The organism is Legionella sp. ST3F1, from assembly GCF_048553315.1.
In the GTDB taxonomy this organism is placed as follows: Bacteria; Pseudomonadota; Gammaproteobacteria; order Legionellales; family Legionellaceae; genus Tatlockia; species Tatlockia donaldsonii.
In genome coordinates, this window is the sequence record NZ_JBLZIO010000005.1 from 142,055 (window position 1) to 161,121 (window position 19,067).

Below are 19,067 nucleotides of genomic sequence, written 5' to 3' on the forward strand. Positions count from 1 at the left end.
TGACTCCATAGGTAAAAAGAATCATTTTAATCCGAGATCTTTTTGGTTTATTTTTAATCATAATAAATAAAGAAATTAATGTCTGTGCCCCATTAGTGCCCTATTAGCTAATTTATTAAGTGATATATCATTGAAAATAATAAATATAGTGTTAATTGTTAATGTGATTGGCAATCAAGCGTAGCAAATGTTTTATCAAAGAGCTTGCTTAGCCAAGCATATAACGAAATTCAATTTCAGATTTGTCGCAGGGGTGGGAGGGAATAGCTGGGGTTTTAGGGACTGTAGAGTCATCCGGTAGTGCACAACTCTCTGAGTTTTTCTGCCAGTTGTTTATAGGCAGCTATCCAAGTAATCGCTTTGATGTGATCGCTATCTTTAAAATGTGTTAGAAAAATTAATGACAAGAAACTAACAATTTCGAGATCAATCATATATTTTATCTCCAGTAAGCACATTATTTTAACAATGCCAATCGGTATTTTCCAATCTGGTGAAAACCAAGGGCTTGGTATGCGCATATAGCGGAATTATCATTGGTGAACAAAATGGCTCTTTTGACTTGTCGGTCGGAAGCTTGTTTTAGACAAAGATACACAGCAATTCTGGCAAAACCTTTATTTCTTAATGAAGGCGGGGTATAAACGGGGCCGATCTGTACAATATCAGGTAGATTGGCATTAAATCCACATAGGGAAACAGGCGTGTTATTTACAAATAAAACCCATCGATTTTGGCTAAGCTGCGTATCTTGAATTTCATCAATAATGGATTGTTCAAGTGTGGGATTATCAGCATCATCCCCGAGTGCTTCAATATGATAAGCGATAAGCCATTCTTTGATAATATCCATGTCGCAATCTTGTACTGGTTTGAGTGTGCAGCTATATGAATGAATTGCTTGAGGTATAATCATTTTCCCGAAATTAAGTAAGAACAATTTTTCCTGATAATTAATGGCAAATAGGGACAGGTCTAGGTTTAGCTTATCAATGACAAAACCGGCTTGGGTGTCTTCGCCAAGTATTCCGGCAATTGGTCTTGTTCTTTTAAGCTCAAATTCTTCTACTAACGCTGATAATGCAGAAAAATTTTCTGTTTGCATCATCACATTACCATTCCAATAATGAGCTAGAACACCATTAATTTTATTGTTTTCAAAGGAGCCGTAATATTCTCCGTGAAAGGGTGCATCTTGGTAGGTAATTCCCGAGTGGTATAAGTTGTTCCTAATGAACATAGTCGTTTCTTGGTAATGATTGAGATAGGATGACAATTCATTTCTATGCAATTCGTCCAGCTTTTTTATCACAATCATTTTTTACCTCGATATCAAGAGTGCTTTTAATGCATTTTTAGATATACGTTAAGATAGCAAGCGTAGGTTGGGTCGAGACCCAACATTAGATCTAAATGAATATAAAGATACAGCAAGCGTAGGCCGTTTGTTTGCAAACGGGATTTAACTGACTTTATCCATTTGAAAAAATATAGGATTTTAAAAGTTCGACGAGTCGATATCTATCAACAACCCCTGATGCCGCCTGCTCGATAATATCGGGTAATTCACTATTCTCTTCTAAGGTGTAACCATTCAAGTCAAGAAAATAAGTAGCGCTCAAAAAGGCGGTTCGTTTATTACCATCGGGAAAAGCATGTGCTTTAGCAATGCCAATGATATAGATAGCAGTTAACTCAATAATATCATTGATGTTTTCATAATGATGATACTGTTCAGCACGTTTAAGCGCTGATTCAAGTTTCCCTATATCGGTTGCAGAAGCATTGGATAATATTTCACTTTGAATAAACACCACATCTTCTAAAGTTAAAAATATTAATTCCATTATTTATCTGCTAAAGCTTTAATAGTTGCAGCATGTCGCTCTTTCAGTTTGGCAATCGTTTGAGCGCGTTTTTTATATTTTGCTTCTTCAAGTTGAGCTTCAGTAGGGGTACCGACTTTAGCGATAATAAAAGGTTCTTGTCCTTTGCGAGTAAAACAAATTTGTTCACCATTGGCGATTTTTTCCATGATTTCACATAAATGTTCGCGCATATGAGTATAAGACACTGTTTGCATGGTTTTCTCTATATTTTCTGTACATGTACAGTATAGTTGGTTTGCTTGTTTCAAGTCAAATTGGACAAACGAAGTGCAATTTTGCAATACCCACTCTCAGTTGAGCAGCAGCTTTTGCAGCGATTCGTTGTATTAGTGTCTAAGCAATGATGTTCACTTATGCTGATTTGTTCATAATTATGATGTGTTCATTAAAAATGAACAAGTTTGGTTTAATTTATAAACCTAGATATTAGAGATAAGAATTCCTAGATGTTATGCGTTGAACAGAATGCCTAGGGTCAGATCTTGCTTTTTGCCAACTTCTAGTCAAAAGACAAATGTCAGGTTATTAGCAAGCGTAGGTTGGGTCGAGACCCAACATTAGATCTAAATGAATATAAAGATACAGCAGGCGTAGCCCATATTAGACGAAGTCGTAATACGGAAAAATCATTTTCGTAAAGCTGATACAACCTGATAGATTTGTACATACAACTAAAAATACGTGGAACAAATGGGACACCCTTGTAGTTACTGGGCTGGAGTCGTTCCACTATTTAAAGCAATGGTGGAACGCAGCTAGTCTAGTAACCATGGAGGTGTACCATTTGTACCACATGTTCCACCTGTTTAAACTAACATGTAAAACGAGGGCAACCAACTTAGGTAAATGTAATTTGGGAAATGACTCTCAGGAACAATTGATCCTGGTTATTGAGGGAAATCCAGGATTACGACTTCGCCTAATCCGGGCCAAATGTCTTAATTAAGCAGGTATATCTGAGAGCTTTAATGTCCTTAATGCGCGATTAAAAGTAGGGATACCCTCATCAGATGAGAGATTTGCGTCATCACGTTCTAATTTTTCTCTCGCTTCCCCGTAATCAAGCCATTTCACTGACGCAGTATACGCTTGGGCTTGATCCATTACTTTCACATAAGTTCTGAAACTCTTATCTCTCGATGCCAATCTTAAGCCATTCAGATAATTATCACGATGAACATTAGGTATAATAATTTTGTACTGAGATTGAGATACAAGTTCGGCATTCATCATAATTCTTGATAATCTTCCATTTCCATCATCAAAAGGATGTATTTCACTAATTAAAAATTGCATAAACAGTGCTCGTTCAATACCCGGTTTAAGTAATTTATATCGTTCAAATCCTTCCCATAATGTACCTAGTACATCTACAGGCGATACAAAAGTAGTATTACCAGCTTTATTTTCTTTCGTCTTAAATACCCCGGGATTTTTTTCAGGCCGTTCTTTCATCATAATGGCATGTCTTTTTTGTAATATATCGATTAACTCATCCAAATTTCTGGGGGTAATACTCATTTCAAAATAATCATTTGTAAGGAGAAAGTTAGATAACACATCATGGCTATCCGCATGACGGTTATTTATTTCTATCCCTTTAAATACGATATCCTCAGCTTCATCGATAAGAAACTTTGTTCCCTCAATATAGTTAGAAAAATAGGATTCATAAAAACTCAGGTTTTTAAAAGAGGTTGAATTGTATTTATAGTCTCTTTGTAGAAGAATGCATTTTTTAAGATAGACCACCAACTCATCAAAAAGTTGTATTCTATGCTCATCATAAGGTTTTTTCTGAGCTACTGCTTTTGCATAGTTCGAGGATAAAATATTTTCATTTGCATGAGTCGACAATAAAGCACTAATAATCCGATTCAGTTTTGTGTATTCCTTATGATAACCCAATTTCTCAGCAATTTGTTTTGCTTCATCTCTAATGTGATTAAGATTATCTTCACCGCGAGTACGTAATTCCTTCGCAAGATATTTTTCGACACCTTCTGTTCCAATCGTTTTAACCCCAATATAAGAAGCACCTTTTACAGTAGTCAGGTTCTCCAGAAGAGCACGAGGGATGCTGCTCTTGAATAAATGAGGTAGTATTGGTTCGATAAACTCCCTATTATTACCCTTGTATACTTTAATTGTTAAGCCAGGAAGCTCAATGGTTTTTACATAAGTGCTAATCACAAAGATAATTGCTCCATGTTTATACTGCTGGGGTTTCAATCCCAAAGCTGTGCTGAAAGCAAGTATTCCATCTGATACAATATGAGGAAGTATCTCCATCCAATATTGAATAACTATTTTATTAACCTCAGAGTTTAAGTCATCCGTATAAATGCCATGATATATCCTTCGTAGCCTTCCTTCTTGGTATTCTCTAGATAACTGATTGGCTTCTTGTTTAGTTTTTGCAGTTTTTATCATTATTTTCTCTATAGTATTTCAGATAAAATATGAGAGTTTAGAATAGTATAAATTATTTTTTAGGGAATTTAGAATATTATATACCTATATTTAGGGAATTAAGAATATTATAATCCTATATTTAGGGATTTTAGGGTATTAAAGATGGTTTTTTAGAGATTTGAGAATAATATAATTTCATTATGTTGATGAAATTGTGTTTGATCAGTCAATTAGATTGTGTCAAAAGTACTTTGAGTGTTTCCACCAAAAATTCTTTGATGCATTTTATAGAGATAATTATCTGTCATGCCACTGATATAATCTGCGATAACCCTTTTTGGGTCAGCCTCTTGAGCCTGCCTTTTATATTTTTCAAATACTTCTGTTGGTAACAATGCCTAGCACTAGCAATGCCTAGCACTAGCAATGCCTAGGGTCAGATCTTGCTTTTTGCCAACTTCTAGTCATAAGACAAATGTCAGGTTATTAGCCTTATTTAAAATTAAGCAGTGATTAATAACTCATATTTTATTAATCACTATTATGCTATATTTTGATTAATAAAATATGAGGTTATTAATCATGAAATGGAATTGGCAGCTTGAAAATTGGCCAAAATTTACTTGGGACTCAGATAAATTAGTTATGCTTGAGCAATCTTTTACTGAGAATGCAGGTATTATTATTGGTTCTTCGCAACACATTTCTCAGGAAGGTAAGCAAAATTTATTTATTGATTTAATGTGTACTGATGCTTTAGACAGCTCTGAAATTGAAGGTGAGCATTTAAACAGAGATAGCGTTCAATCCTCCATAAAAAAAGAGTTAGGGGTGTCTACAGAAGCTACTAGAGCTAGCATGGCAGAGCGTGGGATCGCTAAAATGATGGTTAATTTATATCAAACGATTCCTAGTCCGCTAACGCATCAGGTTCTATTTGAATGGCATCAATTTTTAATGGGTAATAGCCATCATTTAGAAAATATTGGTCAATATCGTAAGCATGAAGAAGCAATGCAAATTGTTTCTGGGCCGGATTATGAGCGAAAAATACATTTTGAAGCGCCTCCCTCATCATCTGTTCCGGCCGAAATGGAGCAGTTTATTGATTGGTTTGAACGGAGTTCTCTCACTGGTTCAGCCTCTTTACCCACATTAACCCGAGCAGGAATAGCCCATTTATGGTTTGAGAGTATCCATCCTTTTGAAGATGGAAATGGAAGAATAGGGCGAGCTATAGCAGAAAAAGCCTTATCGCAAGGATTTTCAAAACCAGTAATGACAGTATTGGCAAAAATATTATTAAAAAAGAGAAAGGAATATTATCAGCAATTAGGCTTAGCAAGTAAAACTTTAGACTTAACATCTTGGTTAATATGGTTTGCTAACATCGCCTTAGAAGCGCAACAAAACACTTATTTGTATATTGATTTTATTATTAAGAAATCTGTAATTTTAAGGGAAGTGGAAGGGAAAATTAATCCAAGGCAAGAAAAGGTTTTATTAAGATTATTTCATGCTGGGCCTGATGGATTTGTAGGTGGTTTAAGTGCTAAAAATTATATGAGTATTACTGGTGCGCCAATCGCTACAACAACCAGAGATCTAAATGATTTGGTTAAAAAAGATATTCTCAAACGAACTGGCGAACTTAAAGCGACTCGTTATTTTTTAAATCTCGAGAAGGATTAAATGGAGTTTGTTGAATTGAGTATGCAGTCCAAAATGGAACTTACTGAAGCTTATAATTTGCCAGACATTGTGTAAATTATATTTGTTCTTTAAGTACTCCCATACACTTCAAAACATAATAAGTGACAAGCTGCATTGGTTTTCTTAATCGTTCCACATCAACAATAATGTATCCTGCAGTCACATCATTACTCATCTTATGGCTCATTAAACGCTTTAAAGCATAGGCAGGGATATCCAGGCTTTCTGCAATGGTGATAAATGTTCGTCTCAAATCATGTACTGTGAAATGAACCCCCGAATTTTTTGTCACATGTGCCATTTGCTTTCGCGGGATCGATTCCCATAGCGATTTGCCCCAGAAGGTGCTGGACTTTGTTTTTTGCCATTTCAGCGGTTAACTCTGGGTAATGACCTAAAGTAATTCGACAGCGTTTTTTATTCTTGCCCTGTAGGTAATCTGATTAGGAAGTAAGTTTTTTCTTTTCCAGCTCATCCCAAAATGCTCTGATTGCCTCTTCTACTTGATTATATGTGTAGGCGAGTTGCTGACTGTCCTGCGGTTTTAATTTTACTGCTTCATGAAAACGTGCCAGTGCCCTATTGAGTTGGGGTAGGCTAAGGTAATTGATGCCGCCTCGAACACGATGCAATTCTTTGCGAAGGGTTTCGTCATCATGACTCGCATAAGCTTTTGCCAAGGTATCCAGACTCATTCTAAGATCAATCTCCAGCATTGATAATAACTCACGAAGAAGACTCTCATCCCCATTCATTTGATCAAGGCTTGCTTGCCAGTCGATTACAGCTGCTTTTTCCTCATCACTGATTTGGATTTTATTCCCAAGGGAGGCGGACTCTGATTGTCTCTTTTTAAACACGTACTGTTGTAAAAGGCTTTCTAACTTGGATTGCTGTAATGGCTTGCTGCAAACTTCTTGCATACCGGCCTCCAATGATTCATTCACCTTTTGAGCATCATCGGCGTGTCCTGTGATGGCTACAATGGGTACTTGTAATGCGTTTTGATTATTCAATGCACGGATCTGTTTCGTAACTTCAATACCGTCAACGTCAGGTAATCCTATATCCATCAAAATTAAATCATAGTCGTTATTTTGAACCATCGTGAGTGCTTCCATGCCATTTTCTGCATGATCATGAGCGCACTGAAAGCGATTTAAGTAAGCTTGCAGGCTTTTAGCGGCAAGGGGATTATCTTCTACTACAAGGACAGAAGCCACAGCATCCACTTTTGTTATCTCCGCTGGCTTTACGGTACGGTCAAGTGGCAAGGCTTGTACGGTAGAGATTGGTGGCTGACGAACTGGTATTTTTTCTCGATCGGAATGATCAGAGACAACCAGTGGAAGAGTAATAATAAAACAAGTTCCTTTACCTAGTTCACTTTGTATATTAATTGTGGCATTCATCGCTTCGATGTAACGCTTCACGGTATATAGACCTAAACCTGCACCTTTGTATAATCCTTGATAAGCAGGAGTCAGGCGAGAAAAATGTTCAAATATTGTTTCAAATTTATCTTCTGGAATACCAATGCCACTGTCTTCTACCAATAATTGTAAGTTCATCATATCGCCCAAGCGATACGATGAGTCCCTTTCATCAAGCGATTTCACGTTGATTTTGACAAAACCGCTGTTGGTAAATTTTAAAGCGTTAGATAAAAGATTAAGCAGCGTGCGGTCAAGGTAATTCCGTAATCCGCTAAAATAGGTAGGGATAGATGCCTCTATATCAAAGGACAATTGTAACTTTTTGTGAAAAGCGACCGGTTGTAAAAGATCAATGTTGTGTTTAACTAAATCACGAAGATTAAAGGACTCTACTTCTTCTGGCCGATGTCCTGATTCCAGGCGCATGGTTTCCAGAATTTCATTACAAAGTTCTAATAGTTGATCGGTTGCTCCTATTAGAAGCTGGGTATCCTCCTGTACGGTTTCAGTAATCTCTTTTAATAAAGAAAAAAAGGTTTGGGGGGTAGCTAAGTTTGCTTCTTCTGGCGTTTGTTGTAAAAAGGAACGGGCATTGTCCGCTATATTAAACATCTCTTGTGACATCCCGATAATCCCACTTAACGGGGTGCGAATATCATGGCTCATATTGGCAATGAAATCAGATTTTGCCTGGTTGGCTGCTTCAGCGGCTCTTTTAGCTTGAAGTAAGTCTTCTTCCATTTTCTTACGTTCGGTAATATCAACGGAGATGCCAACCATCCCTACAATTTCCCCCTTTGTATTATGCAAAGGAACTTTATTGGATAAATAAATTTCTTTAGTGCCATCAGGGTAATGCAAAGGTTCTTCTACAGTTAATGATACTCCTTTATCCATAACCGCTCTGTCTGCTTTCCTATAATGGGAGGCTGATTTATCATCATAAAGATCGGCATAGGTTTTCCCAACGATCTCGTGTCTTGATTTTAGACGTAACAATTTAGCCATATTGTTGTTACATCCAAGGTATACGCAATCCCTGTTGATCCAATAAACACTGACTGGCATCTCGGCAATAATATTCTCCATGTAATTATAAATATTTCTCACTTGCTCTAATGTGCTTTTGCTCTCATCAATTAAATGGCTAGACAAAAGTAGGTTTAGATTACTGATTTCCTGATGAGTAGAGTCCTCAAATTCTTTTTGCATGTTTAAAAGAGACTCGTTCTTTTGATCCTGGACTGTCCCAATCAGGATGAGTTCATTTTCATCTGGAAGGTTCGCTATATGCCACAGAACCGTTTTATCTCTGGTGTGGGAAACTAAATGTTGAGACTGTAGGGGGCTGTTTGGATCAAGATTGGGGCATAAAACTGAAAAGGGTTTATCTATCGTGGTGGCTTTTTTTATTTTAAATTCCGTTTTTGCTTTAACATTGAGATCTAAAATAATGAGTTCTGATGATAGCAAGATGATGGGCTGGTCAACCAGGTTTATAAACGTCGATAATATCTCTGTGGTTTTAGGCATGAAATCAACCCGGTTTAATGTTCAACCAAGTAAATGGTAGGCTAGGGAAAAAATAAAAACAAATAAGCCTAGACCATTATGCCTGCGAGTTAATTCAAATATCTATTAAAATTCTAATAAATCACCTCCAATGACTTCATTTAATAGGGAAGGTTCAATAGTTTTCTCACCTAAACTCTTGTTGAGTTTGCTGGCTAAGGTTTGGATGTTAGGCTCGTAAAACATACTTTCGTGATCGCCTGGAACGATGTGGAGTTCGATGGGGCGTTTCGAATAATTTTCCCACCAATTTAAAGGGGCATCATATTGAAACATCTCGGTCAGTTTTTCGGCTTTAAACAAAATTAATTGGCTATTAATAATAGGCAATTTGTATTGCGTTAACATTTTTTCCCTATGCCACTGTAGGTCTAGCAAAAATTTAGAATTATAGACATTATTTTCTACATACTTTTTTAAGAGTCTCGAATTTTGTTCCTTCATGATGTCTTGGAAATAAAGCTCATTACTTTGAAGGGTGGGATAAAATGCCCAGCCATCGAGAGAGATAATGGCTCTAACGGTTTCCCCTTTCTCCTCTAACTGTCTCGCCATTTCAATCGCGACAGTACTGCCAAATGATGAGCCGCCAAGCAAATAAGGGCCATAAGGATAAATAGCCTGAAGTGAATCGATGTATGCGCTAGCCATCTCTTCCAGGGTATCAAAAATGAATTCGTTTTTATCAATGCCTGGGTCTTGTATCCCGTATAAGGGTCTTTCTTTGTCTAAATATTTAGCAAGAAGTTTATACCAAAATACACTGCCGCCAATAGGGTGAACTAAAATAAGAGGAGTTTTATCACCGGTTTCTTTGAGGGCAATAAAATTTTCAGATGGATTATAGAGCGTTAATCGATCATCCGCTGTACGAGTCTTCATTTCAATTTCTTTCGCCAAAGAGTGTATCGTTGAGAACTCAAAAAAATTTCTAAGGCTTAAACACACTGAAAATTGCTCCTGAATTAGCGAAATGATATTCATAGCGGAAAGTGAGTTACCTCCCAGCTCAAAAAAATCATCATGAATTCCAAGATGGTCAATTTTTAACACAGAGCGCCAGATATTTTTTAATTGCAATTCAATATCATTATTTGGCTCCGCGTAATCATTACTAGAAGTCAATTGTTTACAGGGGGTGGGTAAATTTTTTCTATCTATTTTTCCGCTTGGAGTTATTAAAAATTTGTCTACAACAAAGAATCGAGAAGGGATCATGTAGTCAGGAATCTTTGCTTTCAGGGTGGAGCGAATATCTGTAGCAGATAGTTGAGCGTTTTGATCCAGTACAACGTAGGCTGATAACGATATTGAATTATCAGAGCCAGGTTCTGGTATGACAATGCATTGATGAATGGAAGGAATTTTTTCCAAATGGGATTCAATTTCATTCACTTCGATCCGAAATCCGCGAATTTTGACCTGACTATCACGTCGACCAATATATTCTATAATTCCGTCAGATTGCCATTTGACTAGATCACCGGTCTTGTACAACCGGTCATTTTTTTTGTTGCTGAACGGATTAGCTATGAATTTTTGCTCTGTAAATTCTTGATTATTTAAATACCCGCGCGCTAAACCCTCCCCAGCGATGTAGAGCTCACCTGTCATTCCAATTGGCACAGGCTGCAGTTTGTCATCCAAAATATAGGCTTTTGTATTAGAGATGGGTTTACCGATTCGACTTGCATCGCTTTCTGCATCCCCTTGGGTACAGGTCAGTGTTATTGCGTCAATAGTCGTTTCAGTTGGGCCATAAAGATTGTGTAGTTTTGCTCCAGAGGCGTTATTTTTAAAAAAAGCACCGATTGTTTCTGGCAAAAGCGCTTCACCACCACAAAAGACCTGTTTAAGCGAATGACAGCTATCAAAACCTGGTGTAGACACTAATTCTTTCAACATGGAAGGGACAAGCTGTAAAACACTCACCTGATTGTCTTTGACTAAATTAGTCATTTGGATGGGACTGGCATGAGCGTCTGCTGGCGCTATTACGAGTTTACCTCCTGTGAAGAGAGGCATAAAAAATTCCCAAACGGAGGCGTCAAATGAAAAGGGAGTCTTCTGTAGAAAGACGTCCGTATTGCTAAAGGAATATTCTTTTTGCATCCAAACCATGTGATTACAAATAGCACGATGGGAAATCGCTACGCCTTTTGGTTTACCAGTTGTTCCTGATGTGTAAATAACATAAGCTAAATTTGAAAACTTGCTGACATGTTGTAGATTTTCATCCGGTAAATTTTTTAAATCCAGGACGGCATTTATGTCAATAATTTTGCCTGTGTATCGATGAGGTCTTTTCTTTATTGATTGTTGATCCACGATTAATAGGTTTGCTTGACTATCATTCAGCATATAGGAAATGCGTTCATCAGGATAATTGGGGTCTAAGGGAAGGTATGCCCCTCCTGATTTTAAGATTCCCAAAATACCAACAACCATTTCTATGCTGCGATCTAAACAAATCCCTATCAAATGATCCTTCCGCACGCCCTGGCTTCTCAAGTAGCACGCTAATTGATTAGCTTTTTGATTGAGCTCGTGATAACTAATTCCTGTACCTTGAAAAACAGCAGCGATTGAATCGGGCGTTTTAGTAACTTGTTCTTCAAAGTACTGATGCAGCAGTTTTTTATAGTTATATTTAAACCCTGTATTATTCCAGGCATGCAGCACATTATTTCTTTCTTTTTTACCCATTATTGAAAGAAGGAAAATAGTTTTATCAGGATTATCAACTAAATCTTCCAGTAGTGTTAAAAAATGTCCATTCATATTTTCAAATAATGCATAAGAGCCAGGCTGTGACTCATGGTTGACATTGCTATGAAAATGGAACCAGTCGTGATTTGCTGAGATAAAAATAGTTAATTTTTTATTCGTCTTGCAGGGGGGGGGAGTGTTTGCATCGATGAACCTGATACTGGCGTCAATTTGACTGGAAGACTTTTTTAATTGTGGGTAGCGAATAAAAATCTCTTTCGTGTAGGTGCTCTTTTGCAACAGCTTTGTTTTTTCGATTGATACCAATGTTAATACGTCCTTGAATGCCATAGTACTATCAAACTTGGTTGACAATGGGAGATGGTCTGATAAAAAATTATTCAGGAATAAAGGTTTCGATTGTAATTCCAGGGGGCTCAATTCTATGGATAAATTTCTATAATTGTTTAGACGGTATAAATAAATTAGGGTAGCTGTTAACAAGATGTTCTCTAAAGAATGACCGTCACTCGATAGTTTCTTTAGTTTCTTTAGCAAGGTATTGGGAATTCTGGTTTTCATATCGCCAAATACGGCAACTGATTCCCTGGGTCTCGGTAGTTTAGACAAAAATGAAATCTCTTCCTGGGCGCATTTTAAAAACTCATTAACCCAGAATTTTTCTACTTTAGGGTTTTGGGCAGGGCTGGTTGATAGTTTTTCGAGCAATCCAGCATCAATTGGATCAAGCTTTGTATGGATAGTGATATTCAATAAATAAACCAATGTTGGAATATCGTAATTTTCTCCATCAAGATCAGTAAGCTCTAAAATGGCAATATCGAAGGTTGCGGTAGCTACTTGAATGTAACTATTTGAAAGATTAACAATTGTTCCTGGCTCCATTCCTGAGATTGAATTTAATTTTTTTAGCGCTTTTACGACAAAAATCTTTCCATTCATTATAATTTTTGGAACGACTAATTGATTTAAATAGTTTCCCATGGAGAGAGCCCTACACAACCGATCGATATCATCAGCGGATTTTTCCCAAGTGATAAACCCGAAATTAGCGGGCTTATCTTTTAGGCCGTAGTAGGAGCGGCATGATAAATTTTGTTTGACTGGTTTAGTGGTGTTTGTAGCAAGCTCATCAACAAGTTCACGAAATGAGTGGATAGCCTTTTCGTAACATTTTAGATTTAAACTCAGTGCTGTATCAAAATCATCTATGGGAATGACGGGTTGTTTCAGGATATTACCGGTATCAATCCTTTCATCCATAATGTGCCAACTAATCGCATGTTGCGTTTCGCCATTAAGAATCGCCCATGTGGTTGCATACAAACCAGCATATTTGGGTAATGGAGAATTGTGATAATTGATAGCGTAATAACGCGGAAGCGCCAGAATTTCTTTGGAAAGGATTTCACCATTGACTATGCTAAAGAGGAAATCAAATTTCCCACCCATGTGTTTTTTTTCAAATTGCCTAATGCTCTCGATATAAGGAATGAAATTAGCAGTACACCATTTTTCGATTTTTTCTGACGGAGATATCAAACCAAGCAATTCATGGCCGCTAGCCAAGATAATATTTGCACATTCTAATGTCATATTATCGTCACCAATCAGGTAACAGCTAAAGGTTTTTTTTGCGCTCATACATATGCTCAATAGATAATTGAAAATTAATAGGCAAATCAAAACTCAAGTGGAAAACCAATTCATCTGAATGAAAAGCTACTCACCAGAACTAGTCGAGTGCGGCGGTGATAGGATGGCTCAGATGAGCTACATTAGCAGGTAGTATTTTATCATAAAATTGTTGTTAAACTAATCAATGATAATAAATTTGATTCAAAGTGGCTGGGATATGTTTTTGAAATCAATAAGCTACGAAATTTTTTAATGCTAAAGAGGGTAAGACTAAATTTTCCTTAACACACCATAAAGCCATCTCCGAAAATTTAAAAATCGTCGAGTCAAGACTGTTTTTTTATTATTTATTTGTTTATGATGCTCCACCGAGGACTTATTTTCTACGTCCTTACCTATTGTGGATAATTCTTTACTCGCCTCGTCCATTTTTTATAATAAAACATCTAATTCTCATACGACTCCCTTATTTTAAAAGGGTTTTGCCATTTTTTTCTTTCATTATTGATTTGTACGTTATCCACAAAAACTGTGGATAAAAATGTGTATAGAGTGGTAAATCTCAATGAACTAAAGCAGTTGAGTCGGTGCTCAACAACTTAACATGGTTGAGCATCCGCTAAGCGCATAGATATTTACGTCCAGTGGCTACTGATGCTTATTGCTCCTGATTTGCGCTTTAAAATGAATGCGGGTTTGGTGTCTACTTCCATTCACAGTCAAGCTAATTCCTGTAGTAATGAATCAATAACCTAAAAAATTACTGAATTAAGACTAAAAGACCGGCATACAAGAACTTTAGTTTTTTAACATGAATTTAAACAAATCTTTAGAGAAGGAACTTAAAATGAACAATAGAAGACTACTGGCATTGGGTTTAAGTATGTCGCTTGCAACCCTGGTTTGCCCTTTAATCTATGCCAAGCAGATTTATCCGGCAGAAGTTTTGGGAAGAGATCTGAACGTACCTGGACTTGGTTGGATAGGTCATGTTGGTATTTCAACAACGTATAGGATGTCTCCTGAAGGTATGGGAAAAAATGCCGACCAGGTAATGGAACAGCACTAATTTCTTTTCCAGAAGCTAAAATTTGTTTTCGAATAATTTTGTATTCCATATCAGAAAGAGTAGCTTGATAAAGATCAAGTTCATGTTTTTTGCATAATTCAAGCATTAGATTTTTATTTTCAAATTTTTCTCCCATTATGAGGCCAGATACTTTAATAAATGGCACATATTTTTCTACAGAAATAGCTTTTCCTACATGATCTATGCTATTGGCATTTACAATTATGCGATACTCACTTTCGTGTTGCCATTCTTCGCACTTTACCCCAAATGAGTATTTAAACATAAATCGCATTTGATCTGATGGTTTAGCTGTACGTAATTGTATAGCTTGGTCAAAAGGAATTTCAGGGATAGTCTTGCTGTAATGTATTTTGGAAAACATAAAGTTAAATTCATCGTCATCTGTGTGAAAACAAATGGCCTCTTCTCCCGATTTTATTAAATGGAAATAATTTTCTTTTTGAAAGGAAGACAAAGGCATTTTGTTAAATGCATATGAAAGAGCTATGTCTTCCATCTTTAAGTTCTTTCATTTCGCTTAGATAAATCGGTTTATTTTGACTTAAAGAAGGGATTTTTGATTTTAGCTCAGATCTTTTGGTTCTATGTTCATGAGCCCCGCACTATTAACATTACAAATCCAGCATATCATTTTATCTCCAATTAGGTGTTTATTATTGTAAATAAGAATGCGAGTCATTTGGGGGATAATGTGATATAATTATAGGTATGAAAACATTATCAGAAACAAATCCTTATCTACAGGATAAGGAACAAGCTAAGCGCTTAAATGCTCGTTCTACAAGAACTTCTTGTGGGGTGGAAGGCATTAAAGCGAAAGATAAAGGTTTGACTCTGAAAATCGACCATTCTCGTTCAAGTGCTGTTTTAGAAGAAATGAAAAAAAGGCTGCATAAAAGCTAACTAGCTCTTAGTATCTCCACGAACACTTCTTTAATTGGTTCGTAATTTCCCATTACCCCATAATGTATTGCTTGAATATATTTGTTATAGCCCTCTGTATTAGTGGTTTTATCAATGGGCTCAAAATTCAATTGTGGTAATCCAGCCTGCATTGCCATTATATTCGCCAGTAACCTTGAAACTCTTCCATTTCCTTCTCTAAATGGGTGGATAATAATTAATTCAACATGAACAACACCCAACGCGTTAGCAAGTTCATCACCGGATTTTTTGTAAGGAGTATAGAGTTTTAAAAACTTGTTTTCTAAATCTTGCATAGAGTTATGAATATATTGTGAAGCTGCAAAATGAAATCCATCTTTACTCATGTTTACAGTTCTGAATTTTCCAGCAAAAGGATAAACGTCTGCTAACCATAGCTTGTGAATTTGTTGTATGTCTTGTGAGGTTAATTGATGTTCAGGGCCATAAATATCGGGTAGCACTTCACCAGTTCTCTCTAATTCTACCTCTTCCACCTGCTCCATTATCTCTTTATTTTTAATCCCCAAAAAATTCTTCAATACCTCATTATTTGAACCAGGTTCATAATCTTCATCTTCTGGAACCGAATAACGATTATCTTCATCCATCTAAAAGCACCTTGTAAGTTTCAGCATCTATTATATTCTCGTCACCATACTATTATATAAATTGAACTAATCCTCATACATTTTAAAAAATAATCGGTAATCATTTGCATGGCCTATGGGATCAGGACTTGACCCTGACTTCCATTACGTTTTTTCGACTCATACTCCCAAGACAACCCAGCGCCACGAAGGCATCATAGGGTTGTTAAAAAAAGTAATAGCATGATAAATTGAACTTTTCTAATAACAGGGAAGGTCAAGGATGAGATATCTGCACGTTGGATTAGGTATTTTAACGGCGGTAACAGGGATGGCACATGCTTCTCTACAATCCACTATGGCCCAACCCACAACCTGTATTACTTCTCATTTCAGTGCGACAGGAAGTCAATATTGGAAATCAATTGTTTTAAAGTTGACGAATAATTGCAATCAGGCCGTCGATTTTCAAAATACAACAATATCGTTTCAGACAACTGAAGCGTTAAATACATCATTTTGGGGTGATTTTTCACCGCTGTCTTATCCTGACAACGTATTAAATATTACTTCACAACAACAACCAGGCAATCAGTTTTTAGCAACCCTTAACCTGCATTTCCCGAGCTTCTCTGGTGCCAATAGCCTCTTACCCATCGGCAACTCTATTTCAATTAAATATGGCGCAACGACCGATAGCCATATAGAGGGTACTACCAAAGTTTACCTCAGCACCGCAGTAGAAACAGGCAGTATTCAAATAACTAATTCCTCAGCGAAGCCAACGAATGTTTCGCAAAATTATGCAATGGTTCATTTGACAATGAATGGTCAATCGGTTGGCGATATCCAGTTACCCTGGCAAAGTTCAAAGACGTTATCCGGTCTTGCTGCCGGTAATTATACGATTTCAGCCGATACAGTCACCGACAGCGCCGGCAACAATTATGTAGGCCAGGCCAATCCCAGCAGTGTTAATTTAGTTGCCAATGAGACAGTGAGCTCAATAATTAGTTATGCACAGCGTCAGCAACTGGGGAAATTACGCATCAATTTACAAAATTTACCTAATGAGATAGCCGGTTACAGTGAAAATCCGTCTGTCTTAATTACCCAGGCCAACTCAGGTCACTCACAAACACAATCATTATCCTGGGGCAGTGCGACAACCGTCTCTCAATTAGCTGAGGGTTCACCGTACCAATTCTCGACATCGACCATTAATTACAATGGTTACAACTGTTTGCCAACCTTTACTCCTGCCTCTTTAGAGGCCAACGCGACCAACGTCCCAGTGACTAATTTAACCTATCAATGTATTCAGGTAGCACAAGATTCTGTGCGATTAGAGGTGAATGGGGCGCCGCCTACTTTATCTGCGCTAAAAATTACTTTAACACCCAATAACGGTTCACAAGCTGTCGAACAAACTATCGATTTAACGAATGGCAGTGGCTCAGCGTTTGTCTCTTTAACCGATGGCGTTATCTATACCGTTTCAAGTGATGCGGTATCTGGCTACACGGTACGATTTTCCCCTCAGCCTTTAACAGCCACTCCAGATGCCGTTGAAATAATTAGCTTAACTCAGGAGGTTGCTTCGGGGGGACGTATTATTGGTTATATCCCTGGCTGGAAAACTCCGCCCTCCGCGCAAGCCTTAGCGAATGCGGGCTATACTCATGTAATGATTGCCTTTGGAGTATTTAGTACAAGTACACCTGGAGTCATTACCCCGGCTTTCGATACGGTTACGAAAGACTATATCCAGTCGCTTCATGCCGCTGGCATTAAAGTGCTTCTTTCTTTAGGCGGTGCTTTAACAAGCCTCCCTAATACGAGTGTTGATTTTCATCAGGTATTAACTGCAGCTGCTTCAGCAGAAGACTTTAAACAAACCTTTATTAATTCTTTAAATGGCTTAATCACGCAATATCATTTTGATGGTTTTGACATCGATATTGAGCACGGCATTAATGGTGGCGGGACTTTTTCTCAACCACAAGGAGATATTGCTGTACTCGCTAGCATTATCAATACAATGCACAATCAAAATCCTTCCCTCCTGATTACCTTAACACCGCAGGTTGCGAATGTCGCAGCCACAAGGGGTTTTGATCAGACCTGGGGTAATTATGCCTCGTTAGTGATGCAAACTCATGCCTCTCTGGCCTGGGTTGGGATTCAGCTTTACAATACAGGCTGTGCATTTGGTATTGATTTGGTATGTTACGGTCCCATTCCTACGAATACCCCTGATTTCTCCGTCGCGATGGCTACTGATTTACTGGCAAATTGGCCTGCTAGTGCGAATGGACAAACTACAGGCTTTCAGCCTTACATTAGCCATTTACAACCGTCACAAGTTGTCATTGGTTATCCGTCTTCTAACGCAAATGGACAAAGTGACGGCTCGCCTATAACGCCAACCGCCACGATTAAGCGCGCAATTCAATGCCTTAAAACAGCGGTTGCTGGTAATACAAGCTGCGGCAGTTATATTCCACCGCAAGCCTATGGCAATATTGGCGGTGTCTTTAATTGGGAAGTCACTTATGACCAAAGTAATAGTTTCAAATTTGCGACGGAACTAAAAAACTGTGTCATTAATGGGATTTGCAACTAATCGCCAGGTTGCACACCGTTTGAAAGAGGGCTGTGTAAACGAAGTCAGGGCTTGAATTTTTTATTCAACAATCAAAATTCAAGCCCTGATCCCATAGGTGCTCCATAGTAAGAAAATTCAGAGAATACCATTCAGAGTAATGGCAGGAATAGAACGCAGTTGTAAATTGAAACGCTTTGGAAGCTATCGTTTTGCTCCTTTAGTGTCTGCTGAATTCTAAAAATTCATTGCAAGACACTAAAGAATCAAATAGTATAAAAAGCGCGTTTGAAGTATTAAATGCAACAAGCGCTGACAGAGAGGAATTCGAGCGCCTCCCCGCCAGCTAACCACAATTACTAGGTTGGAGTAATCATGGCTAAACGAATCTTAGTCTATTTCAGTTTTGTATTTCAATGGCATGTCCGTAAGAAGCCACCAAAATTTCCCATTATTTACACC

Annotated in this window: 13 protein-coding genes and 1 pseudogene; 3 read left to right on the top strand and 11 right to left on the bottom strand. The window is 37.5% G+C overall.

The annotated features are described in order from the left end of the window. Positions 1 to 290: 290 nt before the first annotated feature. The 6 genes from ACN4Z1_RS05645 to ACN4Z1_RS05670 all read right to left on the bottom strand — a co-directional run bounded on the left by ACN4Z1_RS05645 (position 291) and on the right by ACN4Z1_RS05670 (position 4,699). Positions 291 to 434 (bottom strand): hypothetical protein, encoded by a 144-nt coding sequence (locus ACN4Z1_RS05645; protein WP_228364323.1) that lies wholly within the window; start codon positions 432 to 434, stop codon positions 291 to 293. A 23-nt stretch (positions 435 to 457) separates the two neighbouring features. Then, positions 458 to 1,318 carry a GNAT family N-acetyltransferase gene (locus tag ACN4Z1_RS05650; protein WP_228364322.1) on the bottom strand — a complete coding sequence of 287 codons (861 nt, stop codon included), beginning with the start codon at positions 1,316 to 1,318 and terminating at the stop codon, positions 458 to 460. 154 nt (positions 1,319 to 1,472) lie between these two features. Then, complete coding sequence (locus tag ACN4Z1_RS05655; RefSeq protein ID WP_228364321.1) at positions 1,473 to 1,847, bottom strand: type II toxin-antitoxin system death-on-curing family toxin; 375 nt, start codon at positions 1,845 to 1,847, stop codon at positions 1,473 to 1,475. Next, positions 1,847 to 2,083 (bottom strand): hypothetical protein, encoded by a 237-nt coding sequence (locus tag ACN4Z1_RS05660; RefSeq protein ID WP_012978938.1) that lies wholly within the window; start codon positions 2,081 to 2,083, stop codon positions 1,847 to 1,849. Before ACN4Z1_RS05660 ends, ACN4Z1_RS05655 begins: the two co-directional genes overlap by 1 nt. A 748-nt stretch (positions 2,084 to 2,831) precedes the next feature. Further along, on the bottom strand, positions 2,832 to 4,322 hold the full coding sequence (locus tag ACN4Z1_RS05665; RefSeq protein ID WP_228364320.1) for a Fic family protein: 1,491 nt from the start codon (positions 4,320 to 4,322) through the stop codon (positions 2,832 to 2,834). Between the two features lie 212 nt (positions 4,323 to 4,534). Beyond that, on the bottom strand, positions 4,535 to 4,699 hold the full coding sequence (locus ACN4Z1_RS05670) for a hypothetical protein (RefSeq protein WP_228364319.1): 165 nt from the start codon (positions 4,697 to 4,699) through the stop codon (positions 4,535 to 4,537). A gap of 187 nt (positions 4,700 to 4,886) precedes the next feature. Here ACN4Z1_RS05670 and ACN4Z1_RS05675 point away from each other — a divergent pair, with 187 nt between their 5' ends. Beyond that, the gene (locus ACN4Z1_RS05675; protein WP_228364318.1) at positions 4,887 to 5,996 is read left to right on the top strand and encodes a Fic family protein; all 1,110 of its coding nucleotides are present in this window, start codon (positions 4,887 to 4,889) and stop codon (positions 5,994 to 5,996) included. Positions 5,997 to 6,072: 76 nt separating this feature from the next. Here ACN4Z1_RS05675 and ACN4Z1_RS05680 read toward each other — a convergent pair. The 4 genes and pseudogenes from ACN4Z1_RS05680 to ACN4Z1_RS05695 all read right to left on the bottom strand — a co-directional run. After that, a pseudogene (locus tag ACN4Z1_RS05680) lies at positions 6,073 to 6,330 on the bottom strand (integrase); the annotation flags it as partial. Between the two features lie 130 nt (positions 6,331 to 6,460). Further along, a complete protein-coding gene (locus tag ACN4Z1_RS05685; protein WP_228364317.1) occupies positions 6,461 to 8,986 on the bottom strand; it encodes a response regulator in 2,526 nt (841 codons plus the stop codon). A gap of 105 nt (positions 8,987 to 9,091) precedes the next feature. Then, positions 9,092 to 13,399 (bottom strand): amino acid adenylation domain-containing protein, encoded by a 4,308-nt coding sequence (locus tag ACN4Z1_RS05690; RefSeq protein ID WP_228364316.1) that lies wholly within the window; start codon positions 13,397 to 13,399, stop codon positions 9,092 to 9,094. 836 nt (positions 13,400 to 14,235) lie between these two features. After that, positions 14,236 to 14,982: a hypothetical protein gene (locus ACN4Z1_RS05695; RefSeq protein ID WP_228364315.1), complete on the bottom strand. Its 747-nt coding sequence runs from the start codon at positions 14,980 to 14,982 to the stop codon at positions 14,236 to 14,238. A gap of 212 nt (positions 14,983 to 15,194) precedes the next feature. Between ACN4Z1_RS05695 and ACN4Z1_RS05700 the strand changes: the two genes are divergently transcribed. After that, positions 15,195 to 15,389: a hypothetical protein gene (locus ACN4Z1_RS05700; protein ID WP_131753179.1), complete on the top strand. Its 195-nt coding sequence runs from the start codon at positions 15,195 to 15,197 to the stop codon at positions 15,387 to 15,389. Here the strand turns inward: ACN4Z1_RS05700 and ACN4Z1_RS05705 are convergent. After that, the gene (locus tag ACN4Z1_RS05705; RefSeq protein WP_228364314.1) at positions 15,386 to 16,021 is read right to left on the bottom strand and encodes a Fic/DOC family protein; all 636 of its coding nucleotides are present in this window, start codon (positions 16,019 to 16,021) and stop codon (positions 15,386 to 15,388) included. The genes ACN4Z1_RS05700 and ACN4Z1_RS05705 overlap by 4 nt on opposite strands. Positions 16,022 to 16,283: 262 nt before the next feature. Here ACN4Z1_RS05705 and ACN4Z1_RS05710 point away from each other — a divergent pair, with 262 nt between their 5' ends. Next, positions 16,284 to 18,626, top strand: a complete 2,343-nt coding sequence (locus tag ACN4Z1_RS05710; RefSeq protein ID WP_419388026.1) for a glycosyl hydrolase family 18 protein — start codon at positions 16,284 to 16,286, stop codon at positions 18,624 to 18,626. Positions 18,627 to 19,067 lie beyond the last annotated feature (441 nt).

Coding starts and splice junctions, on each gene's coding strand:
- ACN4Z1_RS05645 (WP_228364323.1), bottom strand. CDS start 434: ATGATTGATCTCGAAATTGTTAGTTTCTTGTCATTAATTTTTCTAACA.
- ACN4Z1_RS05650 (WP_228364322.1), bottom strand. CDS start 1,318: ATGATTGTGATAAAAAAGCTGGACGAATTGCATAGAAATGAATTGTCA.
- ACN4Z1_RS05655 (WP_228364321.1), bottom strand. CDS start 1,847: ATGGAATTAATATTTTTAACTTTAGAAGATGTGGTGTTTATTCAAAGT.
- ACN4Z1_RS05660 (WP_012978938.1), bottom strand. CDS start 2,083: ATGCAAACAGTGTCTTATACTCATATGCGCGAACATTTATGTGAAATC.
- ACN4Z1_RS05665 (WP_228364320.1), bottom strand. CDS start 4,322: ATGATAAAAACTGCAAAAACTAAACAAGAAGCCAATCAGTTATCTAGA.
- ACN4Z1_RS05675 (WP_228364318.1), top strand. CDS start 4,887: ATGAAATGGAATTGGCAGCTTGAAAATTGGCCAAAATTTACTTGGGAC.
- ACN4Z1_RS05685 (WP_228364317.1), bottom strand. CDS start 8,986: ATGCCTAAAACCACAGAGATATTATCGACGTTTATAAACCTGGTTGAC.
- ACN4Z1_RS05690 (WP_228364316.1), bottom strand. CDS start 13,399: ATGAGCGCAAAAAAAACCTTTAGCTGTTACCTGATTGGTGACGATAAT.
- ACN4Z1_RS05695 (WP_228364315.1), bottom strand. CDS start 14,982: ATGGAAGACATAGCTCTTTCATATGCATTTAACAAAATGCCTTTGTCT.
- ACN4Z1_RS05700 (WP_131753179.1), top strand. CDS start 15,195: ATGAAAACATTATCAGAAACAAATCCTTATCTACAGGATAAGGAACAA.
- ACN4Z1_RS05705 (WP_228364314.1), bottom strand. CDS start 16,021: ATGGATGAAGATAATCGTTATTCGGTTCCAGAAGATGAAGATTATGAA.
- ACN4Z1_RS05710 (WP_419388026.1), top strand. CDS start 16,284: ATGAGATATCTGCACGTTGGATTAGGTATTTTAACGGCGGTAACAGGG.